16 protein-coding genes are annotated in these 16082 nt (G+C 66.3%); 7 read left to right on the top strand and 9 right to left on the bottom strand.

The features are described 5' to 3' along the window. Positions 1 to 15 precede the first annotated feature (15 nt). From VHK65_00600 to VHK65_00570, 7 genes are all read right to left on the bottom strand, one after another. The gene (locus VHK65_00600) at positions 16 to 1029 is read right to left on the bottom strand and encodes an ATP-binding protein (GenBank protein HVS04651.1); all 1014 of its coding nucleotides are present in this window, start codon (positions 1027 to 1029) and stop codon (positions 16 to 18) included. Positions 1030 to 1148: 119 nt separating this feature from the next. Next, a complete protein-coding gene (locus VHK65_00595) occupies positions 1149 to 1844 on the bottom strand; it encodes a response regulator transcription factor (GenBank protein HVS04650.1) in 696 nt (231 codons plus the stop codon). A 67-nt stretch (positions 1845 to 1911) separates the two neighbouring features. Continuing rightward, entirely contained in the window at positions 1912 to 2226 is a 315-nt protein-coding gene (locus VHK65_00590; protein HVS04649.1) for a hypothetical protein, read from the bottom strand. Between the two features lie 229 nt (positions 2227 to 2455). Continuing rightward, a complete protein-coding gene (locus VHK65_00585) occupies positions 2456 to 3253 on the bottom strand; it encodes a hypothetical protein (protein ID HVS04648.1) in 798 nt (265 codons plus the stop codon). Then, positions 3246 to 3836 carry a sigma-70 family RNA polymerase sigma factor gene (locus VHK65_00580; GenBank protein HVS04647.1) on the bottom strand — a complete coding sequence of 197 codons (591 nt, stop codon included), beginning with the start codon at positions 3834 to 3836 and terminating at the stop codon, positions 3246 to 3248. The genes VHK65_00585 and VHK65_00580 overlap by 8 nt, the downstream gene beginning before the upstream one ends. A 64-nt stretch (positions 3837 to 3900) precedes the next feature. After that, a complete protein-coding gene (locus VHK65_00575) occupies positions 3901 to 4908 on the bottom strand; it encodes a DUF4179 domain-containing protein (GenBank protein HVS04646.1) in 1008 nt (335 codons plus the stop codon). After that, entirely contained in the window at positions 4905 to 5420 is a 516-nt protein-coding gene (locus VHK65_00570) for a sigma-70 family RNA polymerase sigma factor (protein HVS04645.1), read from the bottom strand. The genes VHK65_00575 and VHK65_00570 overlap by 4 nt, the downstream gene beginning before the upstream one ends. Before the next feature lie 120 nt (positions 5421 to 5540). Here VHK65_00570 and VHK65_00565 point away from each other — a divergent pair, with 120 nt between their 5' ends. Further along, positions 5541 to 6239 carry an HAD family hydrolase gene (locus tag VHK65_00565; GenBank protein HVS04644.1) on the top strand — a complete coding sequence of 233 codons (699 nt, stop codon included), beginning with the start codon at positions 5541 to 5543 and terminating at the stop codon, positions 6237 to 6239. A gap of 3 nt (positions 6240 to 6242) precedes the next feature. Here VHK65_00565 and VHK65_00560 read toward each other — a convergent pair whose 3' ends face one another. Both VHK65_00560 and VHK65_00555 read right to left on the bottom strand, forming a co-directional pair. After that, a complete protein-coding gene (locus VHK65_00560) occupies positions 6243 to 8579 on the bottom strand; it encodes an FtsX-like permease family protein (GenBank protein HVS04643.1) in 2337 nt (778 codons plus the stop codon). Continuing rightward, positions 8576 to 9286 (bottom strand): ABC transporter ATP-binding protein, encoded by a 711-nt coding sequence (locus VHK65_00555; GenBank protein HVS04642.1) that lies wholly within the window; start codon positions 9284 to 9286, stop codon positions 8576 to 8578. Before VHK65_00555 ends, VHK65_00560 begins: the two co-directional genes overlap by 4 nt. A gap of 197 nt (positions 9287 to 9483) precedes the next feature. On the opposite strand from VHK65_00555, the gene VHK65_00550 reads away from it, so the two are divergent. From VHK65_00550 to VHK65_00525, 6 genes are all read left to right on the top strand, one after another. Next, the gene (locus tag VHK65_00550) at positions 9484 to 10623 is read left to right on the top strand and encodes a histidine kinase (protein HVS04641.1); all 1140 of its coding nucleotides are present in this window, start codon (positions 9484 to 9486) and stop codon (positions 10621 to 10623) included. Next, the gene (locus VHK65_00545) at positions 10620 to 11285 is read left to right on the top strand and encodes a response regulator transcription factor (GenBank protein ID HVS04640.1); all 666 of its coding nucleotides are present in this window, start codon (positions 10620 to 10622) and stop codon (positions 11283 to 11285) included. Before VHK65_00550 ends, VHK65_00545 begins: the two co-directional genes overlap by 4 nt. Before the next feature lie 60 nt (positions 11286 to 11345). Then, positions 11346 to 13358 carry a glycogen debranching N-terminal domain-containing protein gene (locus VHK65_00540; protein ID HVS04639.1) on the top strand — a complete coding sequence of 671 codons (2013 nt, stop codon included), beginning with the start codon at positions 11346 to 11348 and terminating at the stop codon, positions 13356 to 13358. A gap of 68 nt (positions 13359 to 13426) precedes the next feature. Next, on the top strand, positions 13427 to 15013 hold the full coding sequence (locus VHK65_00535) for an MFS transporter (protein ID HVS04638.1): 1587 nt from the start codon (positions 13427 to 13429) through the stop codon (positions 15011 to 15013). After that, complete coding sequence (locus tag VHK65_00530; protein HVS04637.1) at positions 15013 to 15435, top strand: cyclic nucleotide-binding domain-containing protein; 423 nt, start codon at positions 15013 to 15015, stop codon at positions 15433 to 15435. The genes VHK65_00535 and VHK65_00530 overlap by 1 nt, the downstream gene beginning before the upstream one ends. Next, positions 15423 to 16082, top strand: a 660-nt coding sequence (locus VHK65_00525) for an NAD(P)-binding domain-containing protein (GenBank protein HVS04636.1), incomplete at its 3' end; no start/stop codon positions are given. The genes VHK65_00530 and VHK65_00525, both read left to right, overlap by 13 nt.

Below are 16082 nucleotides of genomic sequence, written 5' to 3'. Positions count from 1 at the left end.
CGTCACGGTAAAAGGTTATCGTGCGACCGCGAGCGTGAAGCGGATCTCCGTCCCTTTTCCGGGTTCGCTGATTGCTTCGATGGTGCCCCCGTGGGCGGTCACGACATCTTTCGCGATCGCCAGCCCGAGGCCCGAACCCGGCGAGCCGGGACCTTTGACGAAGCGCTCGAAGATGCGCGGTCGCAGCTCGCTCGGGATTCCCTGGCCGGTGTCGCGGACCGCGAACGTGATGCTGTCGCCCGTTCGTCGAGCACTGGCGGTGACGGTCCCGCCCGCCGGCGTGTAGCGAATTGCATTGGAGAGCAGGTTGCCGAGGACACCCCGAATCCGCGCCGGATCCGCGTCGACCGCCGGCAGGTCCGGTTCGAGGTCCGCGACCAACCGTACCGAGGCGGCATCCGCGGCGCTTTGAAACGCCGCCAGGCTGCTGGTGACCAGGACCGGCACGTCGACGGCCTCACGCTTGAGCCTCAGGCTGCCCACGTCGGCAAGCGTCATGGTGGCCAGCGCGTCGACGAGCGTGTCAAGCGACGCCGCGGCGTCGAGGATCGGCGTCACGTGCGCCTGGTCGCCGGGGTAGACACCGTCACCGATGCCCTCGGCTTGCCCGCGGATGATGGCCAGCGGCGTCCGCAGCTCATGGGTCAGGTCGGCGACAAAGGCGCGCCGGTTGCGGTCGGCGGCAGCGAGACGCGCACTCATCGCGTTGAAGGCGCGCGCCAGCGTGCGAAGCTCGCGCGGTCCGCGCTCCGCGACCTGCACCCCGTAGTCGCCGGCTTCGATCCGCCCGGCGGCATCGACGAACTCGCCAAGGTTGACGGCCATCCGTTGAAACCGCCGGCTGCCGCGAACGATGAGGAGCACCAACAGGACCAGTGCCGCAATCGCGACGAAGCGAACGGCGTGTGGCGCCTCGATCAGACCGAGGGCGGTGCCGGCGAGCACGACGCCAATCGTGAGGACCACCGCGATGACCAGAAAGGCAGCCGCGATGAAGCCGGCAATCCGCCAGAGGAATCGGCGTCCCATTCGGCGCCACGGCGGCCGTCCCGCCGGCGGCCACGGCTGACCCTCGGGCCACCAGGGTGGCTGTCCGCGGCCACGCGAACCCGGGGGACCCCAACCTCGGCCGCGCCAACCCGACGGGCTCATCGCCGTCCGTCCGCGAAGCGATAACCGACGCCGAAGACGGTCAACAGGTACCGGGGATTGTGTGGGTCCGGCTCGATCTTGCGGCGCAGGTTCTTGATGTGGGCGTCGATCGCGCGCTCGAACGGTTCGCCCGCATCACCATGGACAGCATTGAGGAGTTGGGCCCGGCTGAACACGCGGCCCGGCTGCCGTGCCATGGTCGCGAGCAGTTGAAATTCCGTCGGTGTCAACTCGATTCGCTTGCCGGCGATGCTCAGCTCCATGCTCGGCGCGATCAGCTCGACGTCCCCCGAGCGAATCAGGTCGCCCGGCGCCTTGGCGGCTTCGCTGCGACGGAGCACCGAGCGCACGCGCGCGACCAGCTCCTTGGGGCTGAAGGGCTTGGTGAGATAGTCGTCGGCACCGAGTTCGAGACCGATCAGCTTGTCGGATTCATCGGTGCGCGCGGTCAGCATGATGATGGGAACCGTCCCGTTGCGGCGCAGGGAGCGGGTCACGTCGAGGCCATCGATGCCGGGCAGGCCGAGGTCGAGGACAACGAGGTCGGGGTGCTGCGTGGACGCTGTCCGCAACGCCGTCGGCCCGTCGGCTGCCGTGAACACCGAGAAGCCCCCACGCTCGAGATAGTCGCGTACCAGCGTGACGATGTGCGGCTCGTCGTCCACCACCAGGATCGTCTTCACCAGCGCCATCCTATGCCGAAGGTTGAGAAAGTTGAGGCGGAGTGGGGACTCCGCCTCAATCGGGAGGGAGGGGAAATCAGAGCTGGACGGTTCCTGACGGACCTGTCGGTGGCTGGGGCGTTCCGTGCGCCCGGTCGTGCCAGGCACGCAGCGTCGCCTCGATGAAGGGCGGGAGCGTGAAGGTCTGCTGATATCCACCAGGACCGCCGGAGCCGTAGCCGCCGAAGCGGCCCCATGGTCCGCCGCCGCCGTAGCGGCCGAATCCGCGCGTAAGCATCCGGGCCATCAACAGTCGACGCACCAAGCGGCGCCGACCGAAGAGCGCCAGCCCCAGGCCAAGCCCGAGCCACTTAAGCGTCCGGCTCCTACCTCGAGTTCTGTAATCGTTCATGTCGTTCTCCTTCAGCCGCCCCCGGTGTGGAAAGGGCGGCGGTTTTGTGATTCCCCGCTGCGTTCCATCCTGCGCGAGAGTTGTGAATCACCTGTGAAGCCATCTGGAGTGGCGTGCGGAGGAGGCTTCGACAGACAGCTGTCACGGGGGGCAGGAACAATGCATCAACGCGCCCGGAGCCGGCGGCGGTGGGACCCGGAGACCATTCACCGCCGGCAACGGGGCGCGCCTAGGGAAGACCGGCCGCGATCTTGAAGACGTCGGCCTTCGAGAGGCCGGATTCGATCCGGTAGGTGACGCCGACATGCTCCCAGATCAGCGTGTTGGCAGCCATGCGCAACGTCACCGGCTGACTCTGGCCCGCGACCTGAACGTAAATCATGTGAGGCTGGCCCGCGATCCACCAGCCGGTGTCGCCGTGGACCGAGACTTCCTCCAGCGTCGTGCCCGGCCCGACGCTTTTGGTGATGAAGCCCGGGATGAGGTCGCCGCGAAACTCGCTGATGAGCAAGCCCAAGCCGGTTTGGTTGACCAACGGGATGCCCGGGCGCGGTGTGTAGGCTAGCGCGACCTCGCCTCCAGGAATCCCGCTCACGACATAGACCGCCTCCGGTTGGCCGACCTCGGCGGGTACGGCGATGGTAAAGCTCACCCTCGATTGGGCGTCGGCGATGGTGGTGCGACGCCCGAGGTCCAGCGGCGTTACTGGAGACAGCGATGGAAGCGGCGACGTCTCGCGGTTCACGATGACCCCCCGAACGTGGAAGAAGTGCGCGATGGCATCGCGTGTCACGGGGTTGGCCAGGGCCGCGGCGCCCAGCAGGACGAGCAGCACCGCGGCCACCAGGGCGAGCCGGCGCGGATCGCGCCAGAGCTCGAGCCGGCGCGGCTGAGCAACCGGTAGGGCGGTGATTCGCAGGCGCACGCGGCTCGCCAGGTTGGGGGTCGCTGGGTACGGATAGCGCGGCCCGAGGTCCCGGAGCGCTCGCTCCAGCTCGACGTCGGTCATGCCCATCGGATCAGCCATCGGTCTCTCCCCCCGCGACGGGCATGCGGATGTCGGCCGGCAGAGCGGCACGAAGGCGCGCGAGCGCCCGGGAGAGGCGCGACTTCACGGTACCCCGTGGGCAGTCGAGCGCCTCCGCCATCTCGGCCTCGGACAGATCGAAGAAGAGCCGGTAGGCAAGGATGAGGCGATCATCTTCGCGCAGCGTCTTCAAGGTCGCCACCAGGGTGGAGCGAAACTCGTTCGCCTCGGCCGCGGCCTCGGGGGACTGGGCCGAGTCCCCCGAGGATTGGGCGACCAAGGCGCGCTCGGCCATGACGGTCCGCCGACGGGCCGACGTCCGGCGATTACGCGCTTCGTTGGCGACGATCCGGCACAGCCAGGGCTTGAACGGCGCGCCGGCGTGGAAACGGCCGAGCGCGTAGAAGGCGTTCACGAATGCCTCCTGCGCGGCATCCTCCGCCTCGGCGGCGTCACCGGTGACCTGGTAGGCGACCCGAAACGCCAGCTGCTGGTACTGCTGGACAAGTGCTTCATAAGCGTTGACATCGCCGTGTCGTGCGCGCTCGACAAGCGCTATGTCGTCCAGTGGCCGGCCCTCCACGGATCGATTGCTAACCCTTCATACCACCCAGCCGGTCCGGTGGTTCCACTGGGTGCGGGCCGAATTACGGGACGGTGATCATCCTCTCGAAACTGCCCACACCCTCGTAGGCGATCCGGAGCCGATAGTCGCCCGGGTGCGTGATCACCCAACCAGCCCAGACCTGGGCGGCAGGTCCAATCCCAGTCGAGCCCGTCCCGTTCATATGGGTTGCGACGCGATCGCCGGCGTCGACGAGTTCATAAGAGAAGGCCAGATGCGGCTTGGCTACGTAGGGAATCGTCGGCCCAACCATCCGGTCGAGTTGCCCCGCCAATGGCCCGCTAATCTCCATGTAGACGGAAACCGTGGCGCTGGTTGCCTCGACCTTGGTGAAGCGGACCGTCGAGTCACCCAGGCTTCCTGCGGCGGGCTGCGGCAATCGGCGACTCGACTCAACCGGAATCGTGCCCTGCAGCGTCCAGTCGCCGGCCACCGCTTGGCCGCCCGCAGCAGCTCCGAGTGTGCTGGCATGCAGGCGGAGACGCGCACCGAGGAACGAATCAGGCCACGGGAGGCCATCGAAGATCAGGACGTTGTCGCCGGTTCGCGCGTCCGAGACCCCGCCACTGATCGCAATCGCACGACCAAACTGATCGGTCAGCTCGGTCCGCCCGAAAAGCATGTGGTCGGGCGGATCCACGCTGAGCACGAGGACGGTCTGGTTCTTGTCGGCGTAACCGGCGACCAGCCGCACCGTGTAACCGGACGACGTTGCGCGGCTGTCCAGGGCGGTGAAGCGCCCCTGCAAGCCGGCAAGCCCTGCCGACCGCAGTGCCGGACCCACGGCGGTTCCGACGATCGGGGCATCGGCCAAGGCCTGCGCGAATCGCGGCGCATAGAACGTGGCCCCACTCACCGCGACGATGAGCACTACCACCGCCAGCGCGACGGTTGCCCACCGGGGACGGCGTTGCACCGAACTGGTGCGCCGGGCAGCGGGCTCGGCCACCCGGGCGAGGACCCGCGGCACCAGCGTGTCCGGCATCGGCAAATCGAGGTCGGCCAAACGATCTTCAAGGCTGGTACTCATCTCGTCTCCTTCAGAAGGATGCGCAGGGTGTCGAGCGCTCGCCGGATCGCCATGGTCGCTGCTGCTGGGCTGATACCGTATGCTGCCCCGACCTCCGCGAAACCGAGACCCGCGCCAAACCGCAATGCGATCATGCCCCGCTCCCGAGGCCGGAGCCGCCGGACGGCCGCCAGCAGCTCGGCCGCCGTGATCCGCATCAGCGCAAGGTCTTCGACGTTCTCGCCCAACGTGGGCTGCGATCGAAATCGCTCCCAGAGGAGGCGACGCCTGGCAGAAACACGACCGGCATCGATCGCGCTGTTGACCACGATCCGCCACAGCCAGGTCTCCACCGTCCCGCGACTGGCGTCGAACCGTCCCAAATTCCGGATGGCGCGCACCAGGGCATCTTGGGCAAGGTCCTCGGCCTCGACGTCGCCCGCCGCCACCATGGCGGCAAAGCGATAGACGCGTTGCGCATACCGGGCGCAGAGCACCTCGGCAGTTAACGGCCGATCGTCGCCGGCTTCCACAGGTTGTCCAGGCGCACGCTGCTCATAGCCGGCCACAGTGTATATACGCTCTGAACCGGGGAACCCTAACAAACGCTCGCCGCTGAAGCCGGACAAGCGACGAACGGTAGCCTTGAAGCGATGGCACCTGCGATCAGCCGCCAGTTCCTTCTGATCGACGGCGACGACACGCTCTGGGAGAACAACGTCTACTTCGAGCAGGCGATCGAGGCGTTTATCGACTTTCTCGGGCACTCGTCGATGGGCCGGGAGCAGGTTCGCGCGGCGCTCGATGAGGTCGAGCGTCTGAATATCGCCGTGCACGGGTACGGGTCAGCTGCTTTCACGAAAAACCTGCAGCAGACGTACGAGCGGCTCGCCGAACGAGACGTGCGGCCGGAAGACATCGAGCATGTGGTGCAACTGGGCCAGCGGATCGCAAGCCAGCCACTGACGCTCATCCCAGAAGTGGCGGAAACGATCGACTACCTCGCGGGTCGGCATGACCTGATGCTGGTGACCAAGGGTCATCCCGAGGAGCAGCGTCTCAAGATCGAGCGATCCGGACTGGAGTCACGCTTTACCGCGAGCGCCGTCGTCCATGAGAAAGCCGTTGATACCTACCGGGCGATCGCCAGGGAGCGGGACCTCGACCCCACTCGCACCTGGATGATCGGGAATTCTCCACGCTCCGACATCAACCCGGCCTTGCGGGCCGGGCTCAACGCCGTGTTCATTCCACACGAGCACACCTGGCGGCTGGAAAAGGAGGAGGTCACCCATGCCGACGGGCGCCTCCTCATCTTGCACGCGTTCGGCGAGCTTCGAGTGCACTTCTAACCGCTACTCGGTCTGGAGCACCTCCGTCACCCGGGAGCGGGCCGCCCATTGCGCGGGAATGAGCGCGCCGATCATGGCGATCAAGAGTCCGCTGGCGGCCAGGCCAATCAACAGGCCCAGGTCGAAAACGTTGAAGTACTGGCTTGGGATGTTGGTCCCGGATGCGATCTGGCCCATCAAAACCAGGATGTTCCGGTGGAGGACCATGCCGGCCGGCAGGCCGACGAGGGTACCCACGATGCCGAGCAGCGAGACCGATGCCAGGACCATCGCGGTCACCTGCCACGGCGTCATCCCGATCCCCTTCAGGATGGCGATGTCACGAGCCTTCTCGCGGGTGTTGAGGACCACGGTGTTAAAGACGCCGGCGAGCGCGATCAGCGTCAGGATCAGCGCGAGTCCGGCAAGAGTGCTGTTGATCAGGATGAACGCCGTGTCAACGCCGCCCCGGCCGCGGACGTCGATGCCGATCCCCGGGTTGCCCGACGCCATGGCGCCGGCATAGACGTTGGCATTGGTGCCGGGCCGCAGCTGGATTTCGTATTGGTGCGCCTCTGGGTTGCCGGAGAGGCTTCCCCAGGCCGTCCGCAGGAGGACGTTGTCCCCCTGGATGTCGAAGATCTCACCCACGAGCCTCAGGTGCAGGTCTTGGCCACTAAGGGTTACGGTGATCGTATCGCCCACGTGTTGTCCAGTCCTGGTAAAGAACGCCGTCGGCGCCACCGCCTCGCCGGCCGAACTGAACCAGCGACCCGCGATGATGGGGTAGCCGAGCCATGAAGCGTCGCCGCGATATGCCGTCAGTGGAACCGGCTCGCCGGCGCCCGCCACGGCGACGTCCACCTGGGTTTCAGGAACGAACCGCGCCGTTCCCGGCTGCGCGCCGATCAGGGCTGTCATCTGCTGGTCGGTCGGACCGCTGACCGGGCCTTTGCCCTCGCCTCCCCCACCCTGGCGAAAGACACTGACTTGCACTTGCTGGTCGCGCGCTAGTCCAGCCTTGACATCGGCAAGGGATCGACTGAGCCCCAGGCTAAACGCAACTGTCGCAACCCCGATCAGGATGGCGCCTACGGTCATGGCCGACCGCCCTGCCCTGGCGAGGGACTCGCCGGCGCCAAACGTCAGGGCGCGTGGCAGGGGAAGGCGCGCCGCGATCCGGGCAAGCTGGTAACCGTGGCCTGCCGCTGGAGCGCTGCCGGTGGCGATCGCCGTCGCGGCCGTCATGCGGCCGGCGCGCAAGGAGACCAGGACCGTGGTCGCGATGACGACCAGAAGGATCGCCAGGACTCCAAGCGCATCGTGTCCGGGCGCGAACCCGAATGTCTGCGGCAGGTTGAAGGCGTGTGCGGTGTCCGCCAGGAACGGCTGGCTGAGGAGGATGCCGAGCGGCACCCCGGCGAGGCAGCCGACGAGCGCCGGGATGAGCATCTGGCCAGCCAGCACCGCGACCACCTGGGTCGGCGTGAACCCGACGGATTTCATGATCCCGATATCGCGCGTGCCGGCAATCACGGCCCCGCTCACGAGGTTGACGATGATGAAGGCCGATGCCAGCAGTGCAAAGGCGCTGAAGGCGAGGAGAAACGGGATCATCACGGCGGTCGTCCGATCAGCGTCAAGCTTGGCGGTCAGGTAGCTACTGCTATCGAGCACAGCACCCTGCCGGAAAGAGGCGCTGATCGCATCGGCCACGACGTTGATGTCGTGCTGCGTGCCGGCATGTACCAACCGGTACTCCATCAGGTAGGTCGTCCGGAATTTCCCGCTGGTGAGCAGTGGCACCCCTGCCGGAAGTGTCCAGGCACCCGGTTCATTGCCGACGCCAACGGCGATGCCGACGACGGTCATCGCGCCGGGCTGGTCGCCGCTACCGGCCGTCACTGTGTCTCCAAGCTGCGTCCCACCTTTGTCCGCATACTGCTGGGAGAGGACCACTTCGTTGGCGAGTTGCGCCCAGCGCCCTCTGACCAGTGTCAGACGGTCGACCGCACCGCCGGGGCCGTCGCGTCCGGCGAGGGGCAGGGTGAACGTTTGCCCATCGGGTTGCTCGATCGACCAGGGGATAACGCGCCATGGTCCGGCGAAGGCGCTCACACCCGACGCCCGCCCGGTCGTCCTCAACTCGGCCTCGGTGACCGCCGACGCGGCAAAAGTCATGGTCAGATGCGCGCCCTGCACCTGCTGAAACGCGTGGTCAAAGGGAGCGTCCGACTCAACGAGCAGGGTCAGCGCAAGTGTCGCTGAAAGGCTGGATAACAACAGAACGAGCGCAATGACGGCAGTCTGGACCTTGCGCCGGCGCATGTCGGCGAGGGTCTTTCGCAAGACGGCGCTCATTGGACCTGCACCAGGCCGTGAGCCGCATCGCGGCGGTCGTCGAGGATGGCCCCATCGATCAGGCGGACCACGCGGGTGGCAGCCGACCGCGCCAGTCGCTCGTCGTGGGTAACAAGCACGAGGGTCTGGCCGCTCCGGTTCAGGTCAGAAAGGATGGCCATCACCTGGTCGCCAGACTGTGAATCGAGCGCGCCGGTTGGTTCGTCCGCCAGCAGCAGCACCGGATTGTTGATCAGCGCGCGGGCGATCGCCACTCGCTGACGCTCGCCGCCGCTCAGGCGGGCAGGGTACTGGTCGCGCAACGACGCGATTCCCAGGCGTTCAAGGAGCTCCAGGGCACGCCGCCTCGTCTGGGATGGCTTGATTCCCGCGAGCTGGGCCGGGATCGTGACGTTGTCCAACGCCGTCAGGTTGTTGAGCAAGTTGAAGAACTGGAAGATGATCCCGACCGTCGTCCGACGGAAACGCGCCAGGCCCGCCTCGCTGAGCCGGCCGAGGTCGGCGCCGTCGACCAGCACCGTTCCCTTCGTCGGCCGATCCAGCCCGCCGATGACGTTGAGGAGCGTCGACTTCCCGCTGCCCGACGGTCCCATCACGGCGGTTACCTCGCCGGCGTGGATGTCGAGAGAAACCGAATCGAGCGCCGCATGCCCGCGTTCGCCGTTGTAAATCTTGCTAACACCGTTTAGCTCGATGAGCTGGCTCATGGAGCACGCTCCTTTGGGCTTGATGGCCCCCGTGTGATGGCCGCAGCCTATGGCGGATCGCCGCTGGCGTCGTCCGCTCCCAAGACGAATTCGGCTCGCCCGCAGGAGTGATTCCGAAGGCCAGTCATCCCCGGGACCTACCGGGAATCATCCCGCCGGTGGATGCACGCGACGCCACCGCTCGCTACAGTCCTCTTGTGCGGGACCTACGCACGCTCCCCCGCCGGTTCGACATCCGTCAACGGGACGTTGTCCTGGCGCTGGGCCTGACCGCATGGGCCATCGGGGAGGGTCTCAACACCGGCCATTTCACGCCGGCCGTCTTTCTTTGCACCGTTCCCTTGCTCGTCCGCCGGCGCTGGCCAATCGCGGTGTTTGCGGTCGGCATTGCGGGGATTGCCTTCGGCGCGAACAACATCGGTTTCGCTGCGCTCATCGCGGTACTCAGCGCCGCCGTGTCACTCGGGATCTACACGCGGCATCGGATCGTGGCCGTTTTCCTCGTCTTTCTTAGTGCGGGCGGGATCGCGATCGAGTACACCAGCGGACGCAATGGATCCTCGGCGCTGCCCATCCCGAATGAGGTGCTGCCTTTAGCTCTGCTCGGAGCCTCATACCTGTTCGGCAGCGAAATCGCGAGCAGGCAGGGGCAAGCCGACCAGCAACGAGAGCGGGCTCATCAGCTCGAGCAGGAACGCGCCGAAGCCGTGGCCGCTGCGGCTGAGACGGAGCGTCGCCACATCGCCCGTGAACTGCACGACGTCGTCGCTCACAGTGTCAGCGTCATGGTCGTGCAGGCCGGTGCCGCGCGAAAGGTGATGGACGACAAGCCCGAGGCGGCCCGCGAGTCCTTGCTCGCCGTCGAAGCAAGCGGGCATGAGGCGATGGCCGAGTTGCGCCGACTCCTCGGCGTGCTGAGTGAAAACGGCAGCGAGGCGCCACCGCTCGCCCCGCAGCCGGGGATGGCCGGCCTCGACGCACTGGTGGCACGCGTGCGTGAGGCGGGCCTGCCGGTCGAACTGCAGGTGGAAGGTCCCCCCGAATCATTGCCGCCCGGCCTCGACGTGGCAGCCTACCGAATCGTGCAGGAGGCTCTGACGAACGCGCTGAAGTACGCGGGCGGCGCACGAACTGCGGTCGTCGTGCGCTACACGCCGGACGGACTCGAGATCGAGATCATCGACGAGGGAGCGATTGCCACACCGGCCGACGGGATTGGGCGCGGCCTTGTGGGCATGCAGGAGCGGGTAGCACTGTTCGGCGGCACGGTGGAAGCGGGCAAGCGTCCCGAGGGCGGCTACGCCGTTCTTGCCCGCCTGCCCCTCGATCCGCCGTGACCACCCGCGTCCTGATCGTCGACGACCAGTCGCTCGTCCGGGCCGGTTTCCGGCTGATCCTGGAGTCGCAGCCCGATTTCGAGGTCGTCGGCGAGGCTCAGGATGGTGAGCAGGCGGTCGGGCTGGCCCAGCGCCACCGACCCGACGTGGTGCTGATGGATGTTCGCATGCCGCGGATGGATGGCCTCGAAGCCACGCGGCAGATCCTCGAGAACGGGCTGAGCAGCTGCCGGATCGTGATCCTGACGACCTTCGATCTCGATGAATATGTCTACGGGGCCTTGCGTGCCGGGGCCTGCGGTTTTCTCCTCAAGGACGTCACGCCCGAGCAGCTGATCGCGGCTGTCCGCCTGGTGGTTGCCGGTGACGCCCTCCTCGCTCCATCGATCACCCGACGGTTGATCGAGCGCTACGCCTCACGTGGCGCGCGAAGTTCGTTGACGCCCGACCTGTCGTCGCTGACCGAACGCGAGGTTGAGGTGCTGCGCCTGATGGCCCGCGGCCTCAACAACGAGGCGATCGGTCAAACGCTTTTCGTCAGCGAGGCGACGGTCAAGACGCATGTCGCCCACATCCTCGACAAGCTTAATGTCGAGAACCGCGTCCAGGCGGTGGTAGCCGCCTACGAGTCGCGGTTGGTCACACCTGGCGAGCCTGCCTGACTGAGTAGGCTTGACTCGACCCATACGACGTTGATGCTGCCAGGTGAGTACTCTAGGTCGATGGCCGGCACCCTGACCGTGCTCGATGGGAACACGTTCTTTGTCTCCGACGCGGCCGGCGACGTCGAACCGAGCGAGGATGCCAACGGCTTCTTCCATGCCGACATGCGACAGCTCTCCACCTGGCGGCTGCTGCTCAACGGCCAACCGGTCCATGTCCTGACCAGCCGAACGGTCGACTACTACTCAGCGTCCATCTTTGCGACCCTGGCGAGCGTCAGCGTCGGCGAGAACCCGCCCATCTCGATCCGGCGCGACCGCTTCGTGGCGCGTGGGGTCCACGAAGACTTGACCGTCCACAACCACAGTGATCGTCCGCAGGCCGTGATGATCGAGGTCGAGTACGGCAGCGATTTCGCGGACCTCTTCGAGGTCAAAGACCGCACCCCGAAGCGGGGGCAGTTGCACACGGACCTCGGCCCCAGCCGGGTCACTTTGACTTACACGCGAGATACCTATCGGCGCGACACCGTGATCGAATTCAGCGAGAATTTTTCGGTGGGACTCCAACGGGCACAGTTTGAGCTGCACCTGGAGCCGCGGGGGTCATGGCAAACCTGTGTCGATGTTTTTCCGGTGAGGGACGGAGAGCCCAACCGGCTTGACCACGGTGACCGCACGTTCGGCAACCCAAAGCCGGACATGCCAACCACCTTCGAACAATGGATGGCGCAAGCGCCAACGCTCGAGACCGACAACGATGTTCTGCGCCACACCTACCGTCAGAGCCTGATCGACCTGGCCGCCCTGCGTTTTCGCCCGCTCAAGACGCTCTCCTATTCGCTACCGGCTGCGGGCCTGCCGTGGTTCATGGCCCTGTTCGGCCGCGACAGCCTGATCACCGCCTACCAGGCACTCCCCTTCCAGCCTCACCTGGCACGGACGACCCTCGAGGCGCTGACCGCGTGGCAGGCGAAAGAGCGGGATGACTTTCGTGATGCCGAACCGGGAAAGATCCTGCACGAGCTGCGACTTGGCGAGCTCACAATGCTAGGCGAGCGGCCGCACAGTCCCTACTACGGCACGCACGACGCGACACCGCTCTTCCTGATCCTGCTTGACGAGTACCAGCGCTGGGCTGGCGACCGCGACTTTGTTCGAAGCTTGCAGCCGGCCGCGATGAAAGCGCTTGAATGGATGGAGCGCTTTGGCGATCGCGACGGTGACGGCTACCTCGAATATCAGACCCGCTCGAAAGAAGGCCTCGCCAACCAATGCTGGAAGGACTCGTGGAATTCGATCCTCTTCAAAGACGGCTCGGTGGCGAAGGGGCCGATCGCGACTTGTGAGATCCAGGGCTATGCGTACGATGCGCGCGTGCGGATGGCTCGGCTCGCGCGTGATGTCTGGGACGACGCCCAACTTGCCGAGCGCCTCGAACGTGACGCGGTGACGCTACGGGAGCGCTTCAACCGCGATTACTGGATCGAGGCTCGCGGCCACTATGCGCTGGCGCTCGACGGCGAAAAGAAGCAGGTCGACTCCATGAGCTCCAACGTCGGGCACCTGCTCTGGTCGGGCATCGTGCCGGAAGAGCGCGCGGCCGTGATGGCGAAGCGCCTGATGTCGCCCGAGATGTTCACGGGCTGGGGGATTCGGACGATGTCGGCGAACGACGCCGGCTACAACCCGATCGAGTACCACGATGGCACGGTTTGGCCGCACGACACGGCGTTAGTAGCCGAGGGGCTGCGCCGCTATGGCTATCGCGAAGAGGCCTCGCACCTGGCCCTCATGCTGGTCCAGGCCGCGGAGGCGTTCGAATACCGACTGCCCGAGGTCTTTGCCGGCTTTGCCCGTGAGGAGACAGGAGCGCCTGTCGAGTATCCAACCGCGTCTCGTCCACAGGCATGGGCCGCCGGCGCGCCACTTCTGGCGCTTCGCACCGCGCTTGGCCTCGACGTGTTCAACGGAACCTTGCGGATCGACGCGCATCTCAGCGAGGGCTGGGGACGGGTCCGGCTGGACAACATCGCCGCCGGAGGGAGAGCAACGGCCACCGTCCGGAGCTGATTGCAGGCGGAATTCGCGCTGGTCCGTGGCGGGGTTTTAGAATCTGCGATGACCGAAGGAGGGAGCAGATGACCGACCGGCGCCGCTGGATCCTGGTTGCCGCCGTGCTCGGGTCCGGCATCGTGTTCCTCGACTCCACCGTGGTCAACGTCGCCCTCCCCCGCATCGGCCGGGACCTGCCGCGACTCTGGTTCGGCATCCTGGAAGGCCAGTCCTACGTGTACAACGCCTACCTGCTGACGCTCAGCGCCCTGCTGATCCTGGCTGGCGCGCTCAGCGACTACTACGGCCGCAAGCGGATGTTCCTTTATGGCCTGGTCGGCTTCGGCGTGACGTCGGTGCTGTGCGGTCTTGCCCCAAACATGGAACTTCTCGTTCTGTTTCGGGTTCTCCAGGGTGTGGCCGGAGCCGTCCTGGTCCCCGGGTCGCTCGCGCTCCTCACCGCCAACTTCGAGGGGGAGGCGCAGGGCCGAGCCTTCGGCCTCTGGGCCGGCGCCTCTGGCGCAACCACCATCCTCGGTCCGTTCGTCGGCGGCCTGTTGGTAGACACGATCTCCTGGCGTGCGGCGTTCCTGATCAACGTGCCCCTGATCCTGATTGCGCTCTGGGCGACCTACGCCCACGTGCCGGAAAGCCGTGACGAAACCGCCACGGCGCATTTCGACTGGCTGGGGGCCGCGATCGTGGCGCTGGCCGTAGGTGGGCTCGCCTTCGGTACGATCTACAGCCAGCAACGCGACTGGCAGGATCCGCTGGGTTACGTTGCGCTTGCCCTCGGCGTGCTCTCGACGATAGTCCTCCCCTTCTACATGGCGCGTGTTCCGCATCCCTTGATTCCCCTCTCGCTGTTTCGCTCGCGTAACTTCACAGTGACGAACATCTCGACGCTCGTGATCTACGGCTCGCTCTATGTCACCTTCTATTACCTGACGCTCTTCATGCAGGGCACGATCGGCTACACCGCCGCCGCGGCCGGGCTGGCCGGCATCCCGGGCGCGCTCTTTCTGACCTTCCTCTCCCCCCGGTTCGGCGCTATTGCGGGCCGAGTCGGGTCGCGCCTTTTCATGGCGGTCGGGCCGGCAATCATGGCCCTCGGGGTCCTGTGGTACGCGCGCATGCCGGCGACCAGCACCCCCTGGCATCTCGAACCGCAGAACCCCTCGACCTTCCTGCCGCCGCTGTCGTACGTCGTCGATCTGCTGCCCGGTGGGATCATCTTCGGGTTGGGGCTCTGCATGCTAGTGGCTCCCCTCACGACCGCGCTGATGCGATCGGTGCCGGCGCACAACGCGGGGCTCGGGTCCGCGATCAACAACGCGATCTCGCGGGTCGGACCGCAACTGGCCGGCGCCTTGGTCTTCGTGTTCATCACCGCCAGCTTCTACAGTTACATTGCCGCGCGGCGGCCTGACTTCAATGTCAACGTTCCGAACTTCCGCAAAGCCGTGAGCCCCCTCAACCCATCCGGCGTGCCGCTGATGGCGGATCTCGTCCGCGACGCATCGACCACCGCCTTCCACCTGGCGATGATGGTGGGTGCGGCCCTCCTTATCCTTGGAGCGATCGTAAACGCGGTCGGCATTCAGGACCCGGCCAGGGCGCCCCAGCGTGAGCCCACCCCGGGCACGACACAGCCGGCGAAGGAGGGGGTTTAGTGGCCGTCCGAGACGACGTGGTCAACACCATCGCGGCCTTCTCGCTCTTCGCCGACCTGACCGGGCCGCAGCTCGAGGAAGTCGCGCACCTTTTTGATGAGTCCTTTTTCGGGCAGGGCGAGCGAATCCTCCGCCAGGGCGTCAGCGGATCGGGGTTCTACGTCATCCTCGAGGGAACCGCCGGGATCCGCGTCGACAACGTCGACCGCAGCACGCTCAAAGCCGGCGATTACTTCGGCGAAATCTCGTGCTTACTCGGCGAGGTACCGGTTGCCGACATCGTGGCGGAAACGCCCTTGCGGTGTCTTGTCCTGCCGGCCGCCCAGCTCGAGGGGTTTCTGACGCGGCATCCACGCATCATGTATCGCCTGCTACAGGGGGAGGCACGCAAGCTCAAGAACACAACCAAGTGGCTGAGCTAGCGCAGAAGCCTTTTCCTCCGGGCCGCTATCGACTGGTCGTGGTGGGCAGCGGGCCCGGTGGCTTGCAGCTGAGCTATTCGTTGAGCCGCGTGGGCATCGAACACGCGGTCCTCTCGGACGACCCGGCGCCGGGCGGCATGTTCCGGCGCTGGCCGGTGTTCCAGCGCATGCTGAGCTGGACCAAGCCCTTCACCGGCGTCGAGCACACGTCGCGCGCCTACGAACGCTACGACTGGAACAGTCTGCTGGCCGACGACGAGCGGCATCGCGCGGTGATGCCGGCCCTGATGGACGGGACATCGTACTTTCCCTCCCGGCCGGAGATGCAGAAAGGCCTGGAGGCGTTCGCGGAGCGCACCGGCATCCGGGTGCGCCATGGAACCCGCTGGGAATCGACTCGCCAGGACGGCGCGGAATTCGTACTCACCACCTCCGAGGGCGAGTACCGCGCGCCGGTCGTCGTGTTCGCCGTTGGCGTCGCCCAACCCTACCGGCCGCCGACCCCGGGTCTGGAGCAGGTGCCGCACTACGGCGACTTCCGTCCGGTCGAAACCTACAAGGACCGACGGGTCTTCATCGTGGGAAAGCAGAATTCGGGTTTCGAAATCGCCACCGGGCTACTGCCCTGGGCTCGGCAGCTGGTCCTG

The sequence above is a fragment of the Candidatus Dormiibacterota bacterium genome (genome assembly GCA_035544955.1).
Taxonomy (GTDB): domain Bacteria; phylum Chloroflexota; class Dormibacteria; order CF-121; family CF-121; genus CF-13.
Note: the sequence above shows the minus strand (reverse complement) of the source record. Positions and strands in the feature narration are given on the sequence as shown.

Coding starts and splice junctions, on each gene's coding strand:
- VHK65_00565 (HVS04644.1), top strand. CDS start 5,541: ATGGCACCTGCGATCAGCCGCCAGTTCCTTCTGATCGACGGCGACGAC.
- VHK65_00595 (HVS04650.1), bottom strand. CDS start 1,844: ATGGCGCTGGTGAAGACGATCCTGGTGGTGGACGACGAGCCGCACATC.
- VHK65_00585 (HVS04648.1), bottom strand. CDS start 3,253: ATGGCTGATCCGATGGGCATGACCGACGTCGAGCTGGAGCGAGCGCTC.
- VHK65_00575 (HVS04646.1), bottom strand. CDS start 4,908: ATGAGTACCAGCCTTGAAGATCGTTTGGCCGACCTCGATTTGCCGATG.
- VHK65_00535 (HVS04638.1), top strand. CDS start 13,427: ATGACCGACCGGCGCCGCTGGATCCTGGTTGCCGCCGTGCTCGGGTCC.
- VHK65_00600 (HVS04651.1), bottom strand. CDS start 1,029: ATGGGACGCCGATTCCTCTGGCGGATTGCCGGCTTCATCGCGGCTGCC.
- VHK65_00560 (HVS04643.1), bottom strand. CDS start 8,579: ATGAGCGCCGTCTTGCGAAAGACCCTCGCCGACATGCGCCGGCGCAAG.
- VHK65_00590 (HVS04649.1), bottom strand. CDS start 2,226: ATGAACGATTACAGAACTCGAGGTAGGAGCCGGACGCTTAAGTGGCTC.
- VHK65_00555 (HVS04642.1), bottom strand. CDS start 9,286: ATGAGCCAGCTCATCGAGCTAAACGGTGTTAGCAAGATTTACAACGGC.
- VHK65_00540 (HVS04639.1), top strand. CDS start 11,346: ATGGCCGGCACCCTGACCGTGCTCGATGGGAACACGTTCTTTGTCTCC.